Annotated in this window: 16 protein-coding genes; 8 read left to right on the top strand and 8 right to left on the bottom strand. The window is 58.9% G+C overall.

Features of this window, described 5'->3' with window-relative positions; translation table 11 throughout:
• Positions 1–106: 106 nt before the first annotated feature.
• The 7 genes from hsdR to LDB26_RS08765 form a co-directional block, all read right to left on the bottom strand.
• Positions 107–2,440: an EcoAI/FtnUII family type I restriction enzme subunit R gene (gene hsdR / locus LDB26_RS08735; RefSeq protein ID WP_373886194.1), complete on the bottom strand. Its 2,334-nt coding sequence runs from the start codon at positions 2,438–2,440 to the stop codon at positions 107–109.
• Positions 2,437–4,302 (bottom strand): restriction endonuclease subunit S, encoded by a 1,866-nt coding sequence (locus tag LDB26_RS08740; protein ID WP_257541683.1) that lies wholly within the window; start codon positions 4,300–4,302, stop codon positions 2,437–2,439. Before LDB26_RS08740 ends, hsdR begins: the two co-directional genes overlap by 4 nt.
• On the bottom strand, positions 4,299–5,750 hold the full coding sequence (locus tag LDB26_RS08745) for a class I SAM-dependent DNA methyltransferase (protein ID WP_257541685.1): 1,452 nt from the start codon (positions 5,748–5,750) through the stop codon (positions 4,299–4,301). The genes LDB26_RS08740 and LDB26_RS08745 overlap by 4 nt, the downstream gene beginning before the upstream one ends.
• 1,418 nt (positions 5,751–7,168) lie before the next feature.
• On the bottom strand, positions 7,169–7,678 hold the full coding sequence (locus LDB26_RS08750) for a hypothetical protein (RefSeq protein WP_257541687.1): 510 nt from the start codon (positions 7,676–7,678) through the stop codon (positions 7,169–7,171).
• A gap of 594 nt (positions 7,679–8,272) precedes the next feature.
• The gene (locus LDB26_RS08755) at positions 8,273–9,202 is read right to left on the bottom strand and encodes a nucleotidyltransferase and HEPN domain-containing protein (protein WP_257542029.1); all 930 of its coding nucleotides are present in this window, start codon (positions 9,200–9,202) and stop codon (positions 8,273–8,275) included.
• A 52-nt stretch (positions 9,203–9,254) separates the two neighbouring features.
• Positions 9,255–9,503, bottom strand: a complete 249-nt coding sequence (locus LDB26_RS08760; RefSeq protein WP_257541689.1) for a sigma factor-like helix-turn-helix DNA-binding protein — start codon at positions 9,501–9,503, stop codon at positions 9,255–9,257.
• Positions 9,500–10,705, bottom strand: a complete 1,206-nt coding sequence (locus LDB26_RS08765) for a tyrosine-type recombinase/integrase (protein ID WP_373886179.1) — start codon at positions 10,703–10,705, stop codon at positions 9,500–9,502. The genes LDB26_RS08760 and LDB26_RS08765 overlap by 4 nt, the downstream gene beginning before the upstream one ends.
• Before the next feature lie 323 nt (positions 10,706–11,028).
• Between LDB26_RS08765 and LDB26_RS08770 the strand changes: the two genes are divergently transcribed.
• From LDB26_RS08770 to LDB26_RS08790, 5 genes are all read left to right on the top strand, one after another.
• Positions 11,029–11,283 carry a plasmid stabilization protein gene (locus tag LDB26_RS08770; protein ID WP_257541693.1) on the top strand — a complete coding sequence of 85 codons (255 nt, stop codon included), beginning with the start codon at positions 11,029–11,031 and terminating at the stop codon, positions 11,281–11,283.
• Positions 11,280–11,687: a type II toxin-antitoxin system VapC family toxin gene (locus LDB26_RS08775; RefSeq protein ID WP_257541695.1), complete on the top strand. Its 408-nt coding sequence runs from the start codon at positions 11,280–11,282 to the stop codon at positions 11,685–11,687. Before LDB26_RS08770 ends, LDB26_RS08775 begins: the two co-directional genes overlap by 4 nt.
• A 55-nt stretch (positions 11,688–11,742) precedes the next feature.
• Complete coding sequence (locus LDB26_RS08780; RefSeq protein WP_257541697.1) at positions 11,743–12,033, top strand: putative quinol monooxygenase; 291 nt, start codon at positions 11,743–11,745, stop codon at positions 12,031–12,033.
• Positions 12,034–12,673: 640 nt separating this feature from the next.
• Positions 12,674–13,582 carry a diiron oxygenase gene (locus LDB26_RS08785; RefSeq protein ID WP_257542031.1) on the top strand — a complete coding sequence of 303 codons (909 nt, stop codon included), beginning with the start codon at positions 12,674–12,676 and terminating at the stop codon, positions 13,580–13,582.
• A gap of 63 nt (positions 13,583–13,645) precedes the next feature.
• Positions 13,646–13,792, top strand: coding sequence for a rubredoxin (locus LDB26_RS08790; protein WP_373886195.1), 147 nt, complete (start codon positions 13,646–13,648; stop codon positions 13,790–13,792).
• 56 nt (positions 13,793–13,848) lie between these two features.
• On the opposite strand, the gene LDB26_RS08795 is transcribed toward LDB26_RS08790, so the two are convergent.
• The gene (locus LDB26_RS08795; protein WP_257541702.1) at positions 13,849–15,162 is read right to left on the bottom strand and encodes an aminotransferase class I/II-fold pyridoxal phosphate-dependent enzyme; all 1,314 of its coding nucleotides are present in this window, start codon (positions 15,160–15,162) and stop codon (positions 13,849–13,851) included.
• Between the two features lie 180 nt (positions 15,163–15,342).
• Between LDB26_RS08795 and LDB26_RS08800 the strand changes: the two genes are divergently transcribed.
• The 3 genes from LDB26_RS08800 to LDB26_RS08810 are packed head-to-tail and all read left to right on the top strand — an operon-like array spanning position 15,343 to position 17,357.
• Positions 15,343–16,092, top strand: a complete 750-nt coding sequence (locus tag LDB26_RS08800; RefSeq protein WP_257541704.1) for a glutamine amidotransferase — start codon at positions 15,343–15,345, stop codon at positions 16,090–16,092.
• Between the two features lie 37 nt (positions 16,093–16,129).
• The gene (locus tag LDB26_RS21635; RefSeq protein ID WP_373886180.1) at positions 16,130–16,603 is read left to right on the top strand and encodes a hypothetical protein; all 474 of its coding nucleotides are present in this window, start codon (positions 16,130–16,132) and stop codon (positions 16,601–16,603) included.
• A gap of 19 nt (positions 16,604–16,622) precedes the next feature.
• Positions 16,623–17,357: a hypothetical protein gene (locus LDB26_RS08810; protein WP_257541706.1), complete on the top strand. Its 735-nt coding sequence runs from the start codon at positions 16,623–16,625 to the stop codon at positions 17,355–17,357.

Raw genomic sequence — 17,357 nt, forward strand, 5'->3', positions numbered from 1 at the left:
GTGGATAGCTGACATTTACCCAGCGCCCGGTGCCGACCAACTTAAGTCGCTCGATGTTGAGACATGAACGACCGGCATTACTGGGTAGCTGCCGATCAGCTTAGCTTCAGCGCTCACGCTCATACAGGCCGCGCTGGAACCCCAGGAACGTGGAGCGGATCTCGGCAACCGACCCCAGCTCACGCACGGCATCCATTGGCGTTCCGTATTTCAGTTCCAGTAGGGCGGGAAGCTTACCGTCGTCCAATTCGCTCTCGCCAATGGCCGCATATTGCGAGAGAACGAAATCGAGGAAGTCACGCTGCTTATCGCCATATCGGGAAAGGATCGTGGCGCGCCGAGTGTCTGCCCGCTCGATCCGCTTGAGGGGCGGACGTGCCCACGCGATGAATGCTAGCACGTCGAACAAGTCGCTCTCCTGCGAATCCGTCGCCCGGCGGATGCCGTCGAGCGCCTCGCCGGTGAATCCGCGTTCGGCCAGGCCCTCCACGAGCCTGCGCCGCGTGTCCGGCTGGCTCCAGATCGCGCGCAGCTCGTCTTCGTCGCGGAACAGATCGGGTAATTGGCCGAACAGGTCTTCGATGAACTGCTGCGCCGAAACCGGCTTGCCATCGACGCTCCAAAAGGTCGTCGCGCTGATATGCTGGAATGCGCGTTCCTTCCCGTCCGCCAGCCGGATCACCAGCTTGGTCTTGGGCGGCTCGGGGTCCGGCCCCGGTTCGGATGGCTCTGGTGGATCGCCCTCTGGCTTCCCTTCGCGCGGGCCTTTCGGCGGCTCAGGGTCCAGCGGCTCGCCATCCCACTCGGGATCGTTAAAGTGCTGATAGGCCTTCACGAAATCGAGGATAGTGAAATAATCCTTGCCATCGAATAGCCGAGTCCCGCGCCCGATGATCTGCTTGAACTCGATCATCGAATTGACCGGACGCATGAGCACGATGTTGCGGACGTTACGGGCATCGACCCCAGTGGACAGCTTCTGCGAGGTCGTGAGGATCGTTGGGATTGTCTTGTCGTTATCCTGAAAGGTACGCAGCCATTGGTCGCCGATCTTCTGATCAGCGGCCGTCACGCGGACACAATAATTCGGATTGTTGCTGGCCTTCACTTGGTTGATGAGGTCGCGAACGATGCCAGCGTGGGGCTGTGACGCGCAGAAAACGATCGTCTTCTCTCGCTGATCAATCATGTCCATGAAGGTCTTGACGCGATACAACTCGCGCTCGCGGATTTCGATGGTGCGGTTGAAGTCGCCCTCGGTGTAGCGCTTGCCGTCCTCCACCGCGCCTTCGATCACGGCATCGTCGGCGGTGTAGACATATTCGTCTATCGTCGTCCCGATCTGGCGGACCTTGAACGGGGTCAAGTAGCCGTCGTTGATGCCCTCTTTCAGCGAGTAGGTGTAAACCGGCTGGCCAAAATAAGCGTAGGTGTCGGCGTTGTTCTTCCGCTTCGGCGTGGCTGTCAGCCCGATCTGCACGGCGGGCGCGAAGTAGTCGAGGATCGCGCGCCATTCGCTTTCGTCCTTCGCGCCGCCGCGATGGCATTCGTCGATGATGATGCAATCAAAGAAATCGGGCGAATAATCGCCGAAGTAGGGTGCGGGATCGCCGTTGGCGTCGGTGCCGCTGGTGAAGGTCTGAAAGATGGTGAAGAACACGCTGGCGTTCTTCGGCACCGCGCCTTTCTTCTTAATGTCACCTGGCGTGATCCGCGCCAGCGCGCCATCGTCGAAGGGGGCAAAGCTGTTGTAGGCCTGATCGGCGAGGATGTTGCGGTCGGCCAGGAACAGGATGCGCGGATGCCGCTGCGGCTCATCCGCCGTTTTCCAATCGGAGAGGTTCCAGCGGGCATGGAACAGCTTCCAAGCGATCTGGAAGGCGATGGCGGTCTTGCCGGTGCCGGTGGCGAGTGTCAGCAGGATGCGGTCACGGTCCTCGCTGATCGCCTCCAGCACGCGCTCGATGGCGTTGTGCTGGTAATAGCGCGGCTCGAAACGCCCGCCGCCGGTTTCGTAGGCGACTGCGGCGAAGCGGTCGCGCCAGCGGTTCGCTTCGGCAAAGGTCGCATCCCATAGTTCTTGCGGCGTGGGGTAGGCATCGACCAGCCCTTCCGCGCCGGTTTCCATGTCGATCCGGTAAATCTGCTTGCCGTTGCTGGCATAGGCAAATCGGCATTGCAGGCGGGCGGCATAGTCCTTCGCCTGCCCGACACCCTCGGTATAGCTCTTCGTAGCCGCCTTGGCTTCGAGCGTGGCCAACTTGGTGTTGCGATAGACCAGCACATAGTCGCAGGAGAGCGCGCGGGCGCGCTTCCCCTTGCCCATGATCCGGCCGGGCGCGATCACCTCGCGCCGGGTACGGCTGCCATCGACCGCGCCCCAGCCGGCCTCGCGCAACGCGGGGTCGATCAGTTCGGCGCGGGTCTCGGCTTCATTCAAAAGACCCATGCCTCCTGCCTACCAACGCGTTTGGCTGATCCGTCAGGCTCGATCCCCTTCGCCCGGATCGTTGCAATCGCTTGGAAAAATTTACCCTCGGCAAATTTCTGCTTAGCGATGTGCCAGTTTTCGCGAGCTTCATAGATGATGGCCGCTTCATTGGCCTCTGCGCCATCCATAAGCAGGTTATTCCAAGCCGCATGGACAGTGGCGAGCAATTCGGCCTGCTCCGAGTTCATCGGGGCAATCAGGCCGATAGCCCTCTCAAGGCGATCCTTCACCGGCTGCAAAGCCGCCGACCCCTTGGCGACCAAAGCGTCGAAACGGGCAAGCTTGTTGAAGCTGTAGCCATTACCGGAGGGGCGCGGCACAAATTCGAAGAATTGGTTCGTCTTTGCCCATTCCTCTGCGGCGAGCATGTGCTGGAAATCGTTTGGCCCCGCTGCATCCTTGACTGGATTGCGGCCCAGATCGACACCACCGACGCTTTCGCAGAGGTGCAACGCCTTTTGGGCTTTCACTCGTCCAAATGTCGCCTGCGTGCCCAAAGCGACGTGATTGCGATAGGCCAGCGCGATGACTTGAGCGGTAAAGGCAGGGCTTTTCCAGTTATCGTTGGCCACCAAGGTGGAAACAGCTATGAGTTCGCCGGTAAAGGCACGGTCGAGAAGCGATTGCTTAAGAGCCGAAAGCTTGTGCATCTTCGTCTTTTGGATGGCTTGCAGTGCCTTGGCCTCTAATCTGATCATGTCCAGACGCGCTACCAAAGCTTTCTGTTCATTCCGATCGGCAGGATAGGAAATTGTATTTGCCAATATTCGTTTTGGTGCCGTGTGGCGGACCATTGTCCCTGTCGCTGTGTCACGTATACGCGACAATGATGTCGAAGTTTGCATTGAATAATAAATCAGTCGAGGATCAACAGATTTTTCTCGAAAGACTACCCGCCCAATACGCTGGTTGTGCAAAACATTGGCATTTTCGACAAATGCCGGGCGACCTAATATTCTCATTTTCGATGATAAATCCGTCATAACGACGGTCAAATCACCCGGATCGAACGTGAACGCAGGCGGGGTTTCTCCATTAATCAATCGCTTCGTATTACGAGAATTGAACGCTAGTTCGGCATCCTCAGTGTAGTTCCCCGGGGTTAGCACAATCGGCTTAGTGCCGTCATCGGATGATACAAAATCATCACCTTTGAACGCGAAACCGTGAGTGATGTCGATCAGGTCCACCAGGCTGCTCTGCCGCCATCCGGGATGGAGCTTAGCAAATGAGGCGTCTAATTCGGCCTGAAATAGCTCTCGCGCATTGGCGAGGGTCTTTTCGGCGTTGGCGGTTGCGGTGGCGATGGCGGCGAAGGCCTCATCCAGCCCCGCCACAATCTGCCGCTGTTCTTCGAGAGGTGGCAGGGGGATTTCCAGAGCCTTTAGCGCATCCGTTCCAACCCGATGCACCGTTGCTCCCGTTGTAACGCTCGCCAAAATGCTCGGCTCTGAAGCTCTCAGAAAGTAAAACAGATAGCGAGCATCCAGCTTCTTGCCGGGAACGATTGCTTTGATGTCCTGATTGATCGCCACTTCGCGACTGGTCAGGGCTACGGGAAATCTGCGTGCAAGGATGCCCGAACGCACGACGCACAAGATTGAGTTCGCGGGAACTAGGTTGGTCGCACTCTTGCGAATAGCTTCAGCGGTTATCTTGTCTTCTGCCGTTGTGATCTCGTCCACCCACATGTCCTTAGGTGACACCCAAGGAATATCGCCATTCCAAAACGACGCTTGTGATTTCGACGGAGTGCCACCGCCGCAAAATCGGGCCACGGTCCCTAGAGCAGCAACCTCTCTCCTGATCACAACAATTCCCTCACGCGCGCCAGAAGCTCGGTGCTCTCAGCATCCAGCGCAGCAATCTCGTCAAGTATTTCCTGCGGGCTGCGCAGCGTCTCGGCTTCGGGCGTATTGGGGTTGCGCACGGTCAGGTCAAAGGTCACAGGATCGAGCGTGCACGCCGTCACGCTCCACGAGTTCGGCCCTTCGGCGAAGCTCGCCTGCCGATTGATGAAATCCGCCATGTCGGCATCGTTCAGCGGGTTGGTCTTGCCCATGTTGCGGCCGGGATCGAGCCGGTAATACCAGATGCTGCGGGTCGGCTCGCCCTTGTCGAAGAACAGCACTACGGTCTTGACGCCCGCGCCCTGAAAGGTGCCGCCGGGCATATCGAGCACGGTGTGCAGGTTGCAGCTTTCCAGCAACTCGCGGCGCAGCGCCACGCTTGCGTTGTCGGTGTTTGACAGGAAGGTGTTCTTGATCACCACCGCCGCCGATCCACCTGCGCGCAGCGATTTGATGAAGTGCTGGAGGAACAGATAGGCTGTCTCCCCGGTCTTGATCGGGAAGTTCTGCTGGATTTCCGGCCGCTCCTTGCCACCGAAGGGCGGGTTGGCCAGGATGACGTCAAAGCGGTCCTTCTCCTGAATGTCCAACACAGGTTCGGCCAAAGTGTTCGTATGGACGATGTTGGGCGCTTCGATCCCGTGCAAGATCATGTTCATCGTGCCGATGACGTAGGCGAGGCTTTTCTTCTCCTTGGCGTAGAAAGTTCGCTTCTGGAGCTTTTCGAGGTCGTCGACGGTTTTCGCCAGCGGCCGGAGGTAATCGTAGGCTTCGCACAGGAAGCCGCAGGAACCGGCCGCGCCATCGTAAATGGTATCCGTCAGTGTCGGCTTCACCACCTTGATCATCGCGCGGATCAGCGGACGCGGGGTGTAATATTCCCCGCCGTTGCGACCGGCGTTGCCCATGTTCTTGATCTTGGCTTCGTACAGCTCCGAAAGCTCATGCTTCTGCATCTGGCTGCCGAAGGACAGTTGGTCGATCGCGTCGATTGCGTCGCGTAGCGAGTAGCCCGACTGGAACTTGTTTCGGATTTCGCCGAAAATCTCGCCGATCTTGTATTCGATAGTGTCGGCGCTGGTGGCGCGGCCCTTAAACCCCTCGAGATAGGGAAATAGTTCGCGGTTCACATACGCGATCAGGTCCGACCCGGTCTTGGCGCGATTGTGATCGAGCTTGCCGGCGGCATCCTTTGGCGCGGCCCACAGGCCCCAGCGATGCGCAGTGTCGATGATTGGGGTGTATGCTTTCCCGCGAAGCTCGGCTTCGGTGGCGCGGCTGACTTCCAGATCGTCCAGGTATTTCAGGAATAGCAGCCAACTGGTCTGTTCCGTGTAGTCCAACTCGGAAGCGCAGCCGGCCTCCTTGCGCAGGATGTCGTCGAGGTTCTTGAAGGTCTGTTCGAACATGAACCGGCGGTAGCAGCGGACGGCGAGCCACCACAAGTGGGGATAACCGCTCCCCTTTCGTCATCCGTAGTCACCTGGGATTAGTTTTCAGATGGCAGGTTATAGGCCCACAGTTCGCTGACGACCCACCATCGTCAAGCGCCAGTGGCGCTTTTGCAAAGCGGGAGGGACTGCTCTCGCTGAGAGCCGTCATTCCAGCAGCGAGCCGGGAACGACGGCTTCGTTCCCAGACCCGGCCACAATTTAATGGCCGCTTCCGGGCAGGAAAGAATGGCTACCGAACGGCTTGGATTGGGCGCGAAGCTGCCTATTCCCGCTCGAAGAGGGGAATAGACGCAAAATCGTTGGCCGCGCGCCTGCTGCGAGATTGCCGACCAGACTTCCGGACTTCGCCCTGATCGCTGCGGCGTCGGATTGGCACCGCCGTCTGGCTGGTAGAAGTGCCGCGCTGCCGCTCGATCAAGTTGCGGAGACTTTCCGTCAGGACCAAGGTCGCGGCGCCCATCTTGACGATCTCGACTTCACCCCTTGCGATGAGAAGGTAGAGGGAACTGCGGCTGAGTCCCGTAAATCGGCAAGCATCTGGAACCCGCATGCTGATGGGCTCTATTGCAAGCGGTGAGGACGGTGGTGGGGCAGGGGACTTAAATGGCACAACGGCACCCTCGCTCTTGAACGGTGACGGGGCGGCTGGAAGGGTTGCCGCCCCGTCTCGCCCGATTATCCAAATTTGTGCTGCGCCGTTCCACACGACGTTTGTGCGCCAATGCCTGTTTTTCTACGCCCGGCTACCGCAACTCGCCCCGTTGGATGCTCTGGGTTGTCGCCGGACGCTCCGCATACGGGAGCATCGCCACGCGTTTGCGGACGCCGGCGGAGTGTCGAGGGACAGCGGCTTTCGGCCGGAGGGACGATCTACACGTCACCCGGACGCCGGTTCAGCGCTTCCAATTCGCGCGCGGTTGATCCGCCGCTCAGGTCATTTTCGTCCGCCATATTCGTGTCCGGCGAGAGTGCGATGCGCAGCCTCGAAACGTAGCAGAATACCGTCACTTTGCGGAAACGAGGCAGCGGTGTAGTCGGATTGTCGCCTCGATAAGTGGCGGAAAAGCGCTATGCACCCGTGCGTAAGGTGTGTGATTATAAATTGTGGGTCCGATGCGAAGCATCGCGGCCCGAAAAATGCGGCTCCGGCAATTGAGCGAGCCCAGGGGCGATTGACCGTTTTGGGGTGGGGAGCTGTCCCCTCGTGAACCCCGGCGAAAGCCGGGGCCCAGTGCGGCAACCTGTGACGTTCGTATCGGAATTCTGGGCCCCGGCTTTCGCCGGGGTTCACATCCCGTTCGGCAGCAATCGGTCGTTTGCCGTCATTCGGCCATCCCCGGCGGCGAGCGGCCGAAATGGGGTGGGAGCGGACGTCAATCCGTGACGCTGAAGGGCGCGATTCGCTCTATCGCTTGCCGATATGCTGATCGATCGAACTCGAACGGGCCGAACCCAGAATAGTCTCGATTGGGTCGGTGAGGTTGCGCGAAGCGATCCCAAAGCACGCGCTCCCCTTCTATGCGGACATGAGCCATGAGGGGCCAGCAACCGGCCTCACCACAATCGCAAAACAGCGCATAGATTTCGCCCGATTCATCGCCTTCGACTGGTTCCTGCTGCCCAGAAAAATAGTCCGAGAGCGGGCCGAGATTGGAGTATGATGGCACTATCCCGCCGTAGCCACCCGCAGGATCGTTGAAACCGCTTGCTCGTTCGAACTCAGCCACAAGGTCTGCGAGGCGACTGCCGTCGATACAGGGCATCAGGGCAGGTGTTTGCCCGTCCAGATACTCGCATTCGAAATAAATAGTGTTGGGCATGGCCGGGCTATGAAGGGTTGGCTCATCGACTGTCAACGTCGGTAGACGGTCGTTTGCCGCCATGTCGGCAGCGCGGATGCAGCGCCCGAAATGGGGTGGGAAGCGGACGCGCGTCAGCGCCGTTCCGGCGTCTCATAGCGCTGATTGTCTACGGTGGGCAGCGAGGTCTCCCCTGTAGCGTGCAAAGCTTTGAGCACGCACCCTGTGACCGTCAAATCGGACGCAGGTTTAATTGTCAGCGTATCCCTCTCAATTACAGCCATACGCGAAGTGCCGCCACATCGTTCAACGATTGCATCAACCTGCGCTTGTGAGAGGTTACCAGCTTTCGTCTCGATGGGTCGATTTGGATTTGCGCACCCAACAAGCGACAGAAGTCCAGCTAGCAGAGGAAGGAGACGCAGATTCATACTGCTAGTATTATTCGAAAAGCCGATGTCCGCAATCGGTCGATTTCAGCCGTTGATGGTGAGGGGTCTTGCGTCAGGAATGCAGTTGGTGAGGATGATTTTAAGAGGGCAAGATAAAAGCCGTGCCAGCCTTCGGCACGCGATGGTCGGATTTCTGCGGCTTTGAGCGTATGGCACCGGGCAAACATGCCATACCCGGCACGCGAAACCGCGCGCAGCCGCGCGGTTTTTGTATGGCATTGGACGATCAGGGGCGAGTTGAAGCGTTTGCTTCGAGTTGGGCTATCCGCTCCGAGCAAATCGCGTGGACCGCGCGGCCGAGTTCCTCGACGCAACTACCAAGCCACGTCAGCTCCTCTCCGGTGATGCGGTAATGCTTCGAATAGCGGGCCTTCACATAGGCCTCTTTCAGCTTTTCAAATCTTGCCCGGTCCTCGCGGCGCTCACGTGGCCAAGCATCGACCAAGCGCATGTCGATGCGCTCAGCCTGCGTGCGCAGGAAGGCGAGATTGTGGACGTGCGGGGTATAGAAGGTGCAGACCAACAGGACGCAATGATAAAGCGTCTCCGCTGTCTGATGATATTCAAATGCCGCGTGCTTCAATAGGCCTTCTTGAACCGCGTATCGAGCGAGCTTTTCCCGACCCATTGCTGACGGAAACCATTCGTCAAAATATTCCCGCGCCATCGCCAGCGCCTGCTCCGGCGTTTTTGGCTTGGGCGTGTGGAGCGGCTTGTCGTCATATTCGTAGAGCGCGATTCCGTCGCGCGCGACGTCCATGAAGAAATAGCGGCCATGGGCGAGGCCATCGTTCACTTCCTGCAGCGTGTGAACGATGAAGTTGACCGGCGTCTTGAGCGTCTTGTCGATCGCGAGTTCGCGAATGAGCCGGTCTTCGAGCTTGCCCCAGAAATCGACCTTCTCCGTCAGACGCTTGTCGTTGACGATGATGAGAAGGTCGAAGTCGGAGCGGTAGCCCTTGGCGGTGTGCGGCTCATCGACCCAGCCGCCGCGCGCGTAGCTGCCGTAAAGGATGATCTTGTCGATCCGCCCTTTCTTCTTCCAGCCCATGGTGCCGAGTGCGATCGCATCTTCGAACTCTTCGAAGACGATTGCCTTCACGCGTTCAAGCTCGCGCTGTTTGTTGGCGGGAAGATGGTCGAGGTCGGTTTTCATCGCTGGCGGCACCCTGTCGGCGCGGCGGCTGATTGGCAAGGTCGAAGCGGCGTCACTGCCGCCAGAATTGCCACCACCTGCGGTTCTTTCCATCGACGGCCTGAGCGATGACCCGCAAACTGCGGATCATCGCTTGTTCGACCTCGGCAATGCTGACGCCATGGCGCTCGGCAAGCTGGCGATAGCTGAGCTCCTCGACACGGTGACCGAGAAAGATGGCGCGGTCGGCCTCGCCGATCCGATCGACGGCGCGCTCATATTGACGGAGCAGGTGGCGCCGCGCGCGGGTGTAGCGGCTCACCGCTTCCTCCCGTCGCAATAGTTCGCCCAATCCTCCATCATCAGGCGGCGCTTTTCGAGGAGGTTGCCGCGCCGATAGGCGGCCTCGACCTTATTCGCGACCGTGTGGGCGAGGGCGGCTTCGGCAACGTCGCTCGGGTGGTTCGTTTCCTCGCTCACCCAATCCCGGAATGACGAGCGGAACCCGTGGGCCGTGTATGGCTCGCCCATTTCCCGGAGCAGCTTGGTCAGCGTCTGATCCGACAGCGGTCGATTGCGCCGCATACCGGGAAAGACAAGATCGCACCCCTTGATGCGGAGCCGCGCGCACCGCTCGACGATGCGCAGCGGGCGGCGGGTGAGGGGAACGACATGCTCCCGATAGGCCTTCATGCGGTCCTTGGAGAGTTTCCACAGCCTCTTTTCTAGGTCGAACTCACCCCACGTCGCCCCGCGAACCTCCCCCGACCGGGCGGCCGTGAAAATCGCAAATTCGAGCGCGAGGCGGCTGAACGATTCCCGCTCACGCAATCGCTGCACGAACGCGGGAACATCTTCATAGGACATCGCCGCGAAATGATTGTCCCGGCGGGGCTGGCGGGGCAGGCCTTTCGTGATCGCCCGCATCGGGGCATCGGTATCGCGATAGCCCGACGCATAAGCCCAATCGAGCACGGCGCCGATCCGTTGGCGGACCCGGCGCGCCGTCTCGGGCTTCGCTAGCCAGATTTCCGCGAGCAGGTCGCGGATCATAGGACCGGTGATCTGATCGACCTTGAATTTTCCGATGTGCGGGAAGGCGTAAAGCTCCATCGTTCGCATCCATTGCGCGTGATGCTTGCCGTTGCGCCACGTCTTCGAGTGTATCTCGTAGGTTGTGACGGCGGCGTCCTTGAAGGTCGGCACTGCCTGTCGCTTGCGGCGCTCAATTTGAGGATCAACGCCCATCTCGATCTGGCTGCGAATTTCTTGCGCCATTTCGCGCGCCTGAGCCAGACTGACTTTCTGGCAGCTGCCAAGGCCGAAATCGCGGCGCACGCCGTCGCTCTGGACCCGGCACACCCAGCTGCTGGTGCCCCCCGGCCGTTCGAGGCGCATGAGGCCGTCGCCGAGACTCACGCGCCGCTGTTTTTCCTTGGGCCTCGAGAGCCCGTTCGAAGTGCTTTTCATCCCTCTGATCATAAAATTTGTTCCCACATTGGCAAAAATGTCGGCCTGGATCATGTGGGACGCACAGGGATGCGAATCGCATCTCAAACCCGCAGCTAAGCTGGGGTTTCGGAGACGGTTCGGGAAAGAGTGGGATTGAAACCTGGCGGGCCATGCGGGACCCGGATGAGAACTATATCTACTCCATAGCCCTCCATGCCCCTACAAATTAGCGAGCAATCTGGGTTCAGGTGGGCAGAGGCGGCTTGACCAGTGCTGCCACTTGGTCCCCATGCGTGATGTTCCACGCACACGCGCGATGGCGAGCGCACCTTGCAAATGATGGCAATTCAACTATATTGATAGCATAGCCATCACCTTTTACGAGGCGCTATCAGATGCCCGCCGTCACCATTCGCAACTTGTCCGACGAGACACACCGCGCCCTCAAGGTGCGCGCCGCCCATCATGGGCGCAGCGCCGAAGCCGAAATGCGCGACATTCTTGAAGCGGCGGTTCGTCCCGCGAACCGTCTTCGCATCGGCTCGGCCCTCTCGGCCTTGAGCCGCGATGCCGGGCTGACCAATGCCGATTTCGAGGCGCTGGAACAGGGCCGCGATCGGACGCCTGCCAAGCCCATGAGCTTTAAATGATCGTTCTCGACACCAATGTCGTTTCCGAGGCGATGAAACCGGAACCGGCTCCCGCCGTGCGCGACTGGCTCGACGAGCAGGCCGCCGAGACCCTCTATCTCTCCAGCATCACCGTCGCCGAACTGTTGTTCGGCATCGCAGTCCTGCCGGACGGACGGCGCAAGCAAAAGCTCGCGGCCACGCTCGACGGGATGCTCGACCTGTTCGACGGCAGAATCCTTCCCTTCGATACTTCTGCCGCCCGTCATTATGCCGACCTTGCCGTGAGCGCCCGCAAAGCTGGCAAGGGCTTTCCGACACCGAATGGCTACATCGCGGCCATCGCCACCGTTCACGGATTTGCGGTCGCCACACGAGACGATAGCGCCTTCGTTGCCGCTGGAGTCGCAGTGATCCACCCTTGAACAGCAACATAATAGGGAAAGCGGCAATGCCGAATTCCCAGAAAGATACGGTCTCATGCTCAAGGTCATCGCCCAGGATTTCATCAAGCCGGAAGCGGTCGAGATCGTCCTGCCGCTCTACCGCGAACTGGTCGAGAAAACCCGACAGGAAGAGCATTGCATCGCCCATGACCTGTTCATTGACCAGAAAGACCCCGGACACTTCATCTTCAGCGAGGAATGGCCGGATCGGGCGGCGCTGGACGCTCATTGCCGGAGGGAGCATTTCACGCGCCTGGTGCTGCTCATTAATGCCCATCAGCGGCAGGATGCGACATTCATTCTGATGGATGCGTTTCCGGCTTGATCCAGGATTTTCGGTTGCCCGGCGAAAAATATATTTGCTGATCGGCGGCTTTGTGTGTTTCCGCTCTGGCGTATTCCCGCCCTTACGACGTGATAGGTCTGCAAGGAGGGCAAGCCTTCGCCCTGACCGGCACTGGCGTTGCCGGCACACCCCCTTCTGCAGGAGACCCCGCAACGCCCCCTGAGACTGCGGACCCGCTTTGCCGTAACTCGTCTCGAGCTAGAAGAATGGCGTTCGGTGCCCAGCGCGGAGATCCGCAATGCCCCGAAAGAGCGCCGAACCCGCAAGCGGGCGACCAAGCTCAGACGATCCCGCTTTCCTAAAGCGCTTCACGATAGCCCAAACCAAATTGGCAAGCGAACCAAAGCCATTCCCTTCAGCCAACAAGCTTCGCCGCTATTCAATTTCAGTAACCGACCTCATCTGCCCAGCAGGCCTCTACCGCTGGACTCTCTTTTTCGATTCGCTATAATGACCCATGCTATATTATATATTGGCATAGGTCATTATTCTGTGAGCGCACATACGCCACGCACGTGAAGGATCAAGTCAGCCACGCAAACGGAAGGATCTGCGAATGCTTACCTGCCAGAGCCAAACCATCGATCTCCAAACGCATGCCTGCTCCCAGTCGCAGCTTATGCTGCACAGAATCGCGGAGGGCTGGATGAAACGGGCGAAGGTGCGACGAGAGCCAGTCGAACTCGACTTCGACCCCACGCAGGCGGACTTCCTAGAGAAATTGCTACCGTTCTGCGAACATCCACGGTTCCAGTCGCTTTCACCGAATGACCGGCAGAAGATTCTTTCGTGCGGATGGTTGATATACAATGAAAAGACCGTTGCAATCGAAACAGCTATCGTCACGCCGTCCTGCAATGACGCTTTGGCCGGGCAAATTCCCGGTCTTGGCGGTGATACTTTCCGCCATATCATCTGCGAAACCTTGGTCGACGAAGCTTATCATCTTCTGCTCGTGGAAAATGCCAATCGCCTGACTCGCTTCCACCGAGATCTCGGACATATTCGCGTTCCCACGTTTAATCTCGTTCGATTTATGGAAATGGAACAGGCTGGCTATAGCGAGCCATGGCAACGCATCCTCATCCAACTTGCGACGTCGGTCGTCTCGGAGATTTTCGTTTCAGACTATCTTCATCAACTCTCCGACTGCCAAGATATTCAACCGATGAATCGCGCGACTGTCGCGGCGCATCGGCACGACGAGCTTGCGCACAGCAAGATCTTCACGCTTCTGGCGGAAGCGTTCTATCCGGCACTCTCGCCCGTCGAAAAGGCTTTCTTCGCGGAGATTCTTCCCAAGCCCATAGCCTGGTTCGCCGATATGGAGCTCGATGTTTGGGAGTCGGTTCTCCAGCAACTACAGATTCCCGGCGCTGCAAGCATCATTGCCGACTGTCGTCCGCTGAATGCGAATGCAGCCCTGCGCGTCGACTATTCCGGAGTTACAGAGTTGGCCCGCAACCTGGGCGTTCTCGACACAGCATGTGGCCAGGATGGTTTCCTTGCCCTTGGCATTGCGGCCTGAAAATATTCGAGGTGAAATATGCAACCATCATTTCAGGACGCAGCGCCCGTGCAATACAAATGCATGCTCTGTTCCTTTGTCTATGATGAAGTCGAGGGCTGCCCCGAACATGGGATAGCGCCCGGCATATCATGGGAAGATGTCGATGAGGACTGGTGCTGTCCGGATTGCGGTGCCGGAAAGTCTGAGTTCTTCCTGAAAGATTATTGAACTGACCCGCGCGATACCGCTCCTGTCAGGGGTATCGCGCGGGAGTCCTGAACCGGTCAACTGTAGACAGCCCGCCCAGGCATCAGGCTCTCGGCCAATGCCGCAGCCACGCTTTCCTCTTCACCTTGTTTGAGACCAGCAATACCGATGCGCACGCCGGGCTCACTACGAAGGCGGAAGACCTCCCCGGCCTGAATCGACCAGCCACGCACTAGCATGCCCTGCACCGCTTCTGCCTCCCGCGCCACCGGGACCCAGACATGTAGACCCGACGCCCCATATCCCGTCAATCCGCGCCCGGCGAGGCAGGATATGAGTTTGTCACGACGCCCGGCATAGGTCTTGGAGGCATTGTCAATGATCCGGGTCGTCTGCGGATCCGACCACATCCGAAAAGCTAGTCGCTGAAGAATGTGGCTGACCCAGCGCGGGCCGAGCGCCTGCTGGTCACGTAGACGGGCAATCGTCATGGCATCACCGGCGGCCAGCGCAAGACGCAGATCCGGTCCGAGAAATTTGGAAACTGATCGAATGACCGTCCAAGGTCTCTTTTCGGCATCACGCGGGGCGAGCGTGTAACGCTTGGCCCCAGACACGCCCCCCGCGTGATCGTCCTCGACGAGCAGCACACCGGGATAGGCGTCGAGGACATCGCGAAGGGCCCGGGCGCGGCCTGCGGTCAGGCGTGCGCCGGTGGGGTTTTGTGCGCGGGGGGTGATGACAAGGGCCTTGATACCCGCCGTCAACGCGGCCCCGAGTGCTTCGACAGTAATGCCGTCATCGTCCATGGCGATCGGGACAGGGCGCAGACCCAGCGCTCGGACAAGCAGCAGCACCGAGACATAGCCGGGATCCTCGACACCTATGGCATCTCCAGAACGGACATGCGCACGAAGGGCGCGCTCAATTCCATCCATGGCACCGGAGACAACGCCAATCTGCCGGGCCGTTATGCCTTCGCTAGTGAGCACCTGTTTCCCGAATTCGATGAACAGCTGATCATCATCGACCATTTCATATCCACCGGAGGAAATCTCCAAGTCCTGCAAATAGGTCTTTAAATCAGGAAGCAGCGAAGCGTCGACATTACCAGATGCAAGATCACGTGCGTCGGCTGGAATGATGGGCCGGTAGGCATCAAGGGGCTGAACACCCGCAACAAGCGATCCCTGCCTGCCGGCCCCAGTTATCAGGCCCGCATCTCTTAGCCGGGAATAGGCAATCATTACGGTGTTGCGATTGACCCCCAATTGATCCGCAACATCGCGCACGGACGGAAGTTTATAGCCCGCGCCGATCCGACCCGTCCTGATGGCCTGTTCAACGCTACCGGCGATTTCGGCTGCGGTCCTTCCCGAGATCAGCTTCATTCGTATCCAGTCCTCCTTCCCCAATTCGCGTCCCTCGTCCGATTGCATGTCATGGCCGATTACCGCCCGAAAATCACTAGCTGCCACTGCGACCCCCGTTTGCGCTTGAACATCAACCTTCAAGACATTACAAATGGATTGTGTCAATATCATAATGTCCTATGTCATTATGGAGGCCATGTGCTTAAAACCGCCGTTGCAATCCGGCATCTGGCATTCGAGGATCTTGGCGTCTTCGAACCGGTGCTCCTGAAGGCGGGCTTCAAGGTCCACTACTACGACATCGGGGTCGATGAGTTGTGGACACTCGAACCTGTCAAGACAGAGCTTCTCATTGTCCTTGGTGGGCCGATCGGCGCCTACGAAGACGATAAGTATCCCTTTCTGCTCGATGAGCTCAAACTTCTCAGGGAGCGACTCGCCGCGAACCGCCCGACCCTCGGCATCTGCCTTGGGGCGCAACTCATCGCCCGCGCACTCGGTGCCCGTGTCTATCCCGGCCCCGCGAAGGAAATCGGGTTCAAGCCCGTCACCCTGAGCCCGGCCGGCGAACGGTCCCCTCTCGTGGCGCTCGGCGGGGCACCGGTGTTGCATTGGCACGGCGATACGTTCGATCTGCCAGCCGGGGCTGAGCATCTCGCGTCAACAGACATTTGCCTCAACCAGGCATTCTCATACGGCAACGCGCTCGGTCTGCAATTCCATCCCGAAGCCGGCGGGCCGGGCTTCGAGCGATGGCTCATTGGACATGCGCTTGAGTTGTCGGAAGCAAATGTCGATCTGAGCGTCCTACGCGCCGACAGCGAACGATATGCCAAACCGCTCGCTGCCGCAGCCGGGCCAATGCTTGAATCCTGGCTTCGAACCTTGCGCAGGTCAGACACTTTCGACTCGTACGCTCGAACCCCGCCGCAGGCGAGCGGCTCGTAGTGATCGCTCCCAGCCTCCCTGATTGAAGGATACCTCTATGTTGCAGACGGCCGACCCATGCCCCTCCAGCACGAAGAGCGACACAGCGCTCTGGTCGGCCGTCACAGAGGAGGCTCGCCATCAGGACGAGAATATCGAGCTGATTGCCTCTGAAAACACTGTCAGCGATGAGGTTCGTGCCGCGCGGGGATCGATCCTTACCAACAAGTATGCCGAAGGTTATTCCGGCGCCCGCTACTATGGCGGCTGCATACTGGCCGATACGATCGTGGAAGCCTGCTGCGATCACGTGTCGATTGGCATGTCGGGTGATTTCGAGACCGCTATCGAGGAAGGCGCCACGATCGCCCGGGTGGGGACCAGACCATGTTCGGTCCACGCGTCCTATCGGACGCCTACTACTGGCCCACCTCCGTCAACGTCCAACCCAGCGGCGCCCACTAACGCGGGCGCCCGCCATAACTCAAGCAGAGGAAGTCCGAAGATCCGCAGAGCAAATCCCACCAGTTAGTTACATAAGGAGAAGATGTATGTCGCATGTTTCCGAAAACTTCCACCTCGCCCCCGCCGTCGCCACCGACGATTACGTCCGCGACGTTCTGGCTCTCGTCACGCAGGAGGAATACCAAGCCGCCTGCGATCAACTGGGGCGCATGTACGGGCTGCGATACAGCGAGGCTGCTGGGCATCCGCTCAACATCAAGACCATCATCAAAGGGCGCGATATCTCCTTTGCGCAGGGCGTGTCCTTACCGTCCCGGATTTTCATGCTTCTGCATAGCCTTGGTCACTATTTCTTCATTTGCGCGGCGAAGCAGAAGAATATCGAGCGCTACGCGTACATCTACGACCTACGAGGCGTACAATCGGCGCTCCATTACTATGAAACGGAAGGCCAAGCCAACGGACTCGATGCGCCACCGGAGATGACCGACCAGAAGCGCAAAGATCGGGTTTCGTTCGAAGTCGGCGCGAATAATTTCGCGGTCGACCTGATTCGCCACATCGGTTTCGCCAACGGCGCGAATGTTGTGCGGGCCTATGAGGCCGGTGATATAAATTACATCGTCGATGTCTCGGGTTTCGGCAAAAAGGCCATCGTTCCGACCGACGATGATTATCTGCGCAAATATGTTTGCGCCGGTCTTACGATCGATCCCGATGATACCTATGACGATGGCGTTTACGACGCAACCAGCTTCCGCGTCGACGGTATCGACTGGGACTATATCGAGGACATCAAACTGGAAATCCATTTCTTCTAG

The organism is Sphingobium sp. CFD-1 (assembly GCF_024611115.1).
Classification (GTDB): domain Bacteria; phylum Pseudomonadota; class Alphaproteobacteria; order Sphingomonadales; family Sphingomonadaceae; genus Sphingobium; species Sphingobium baderi_A.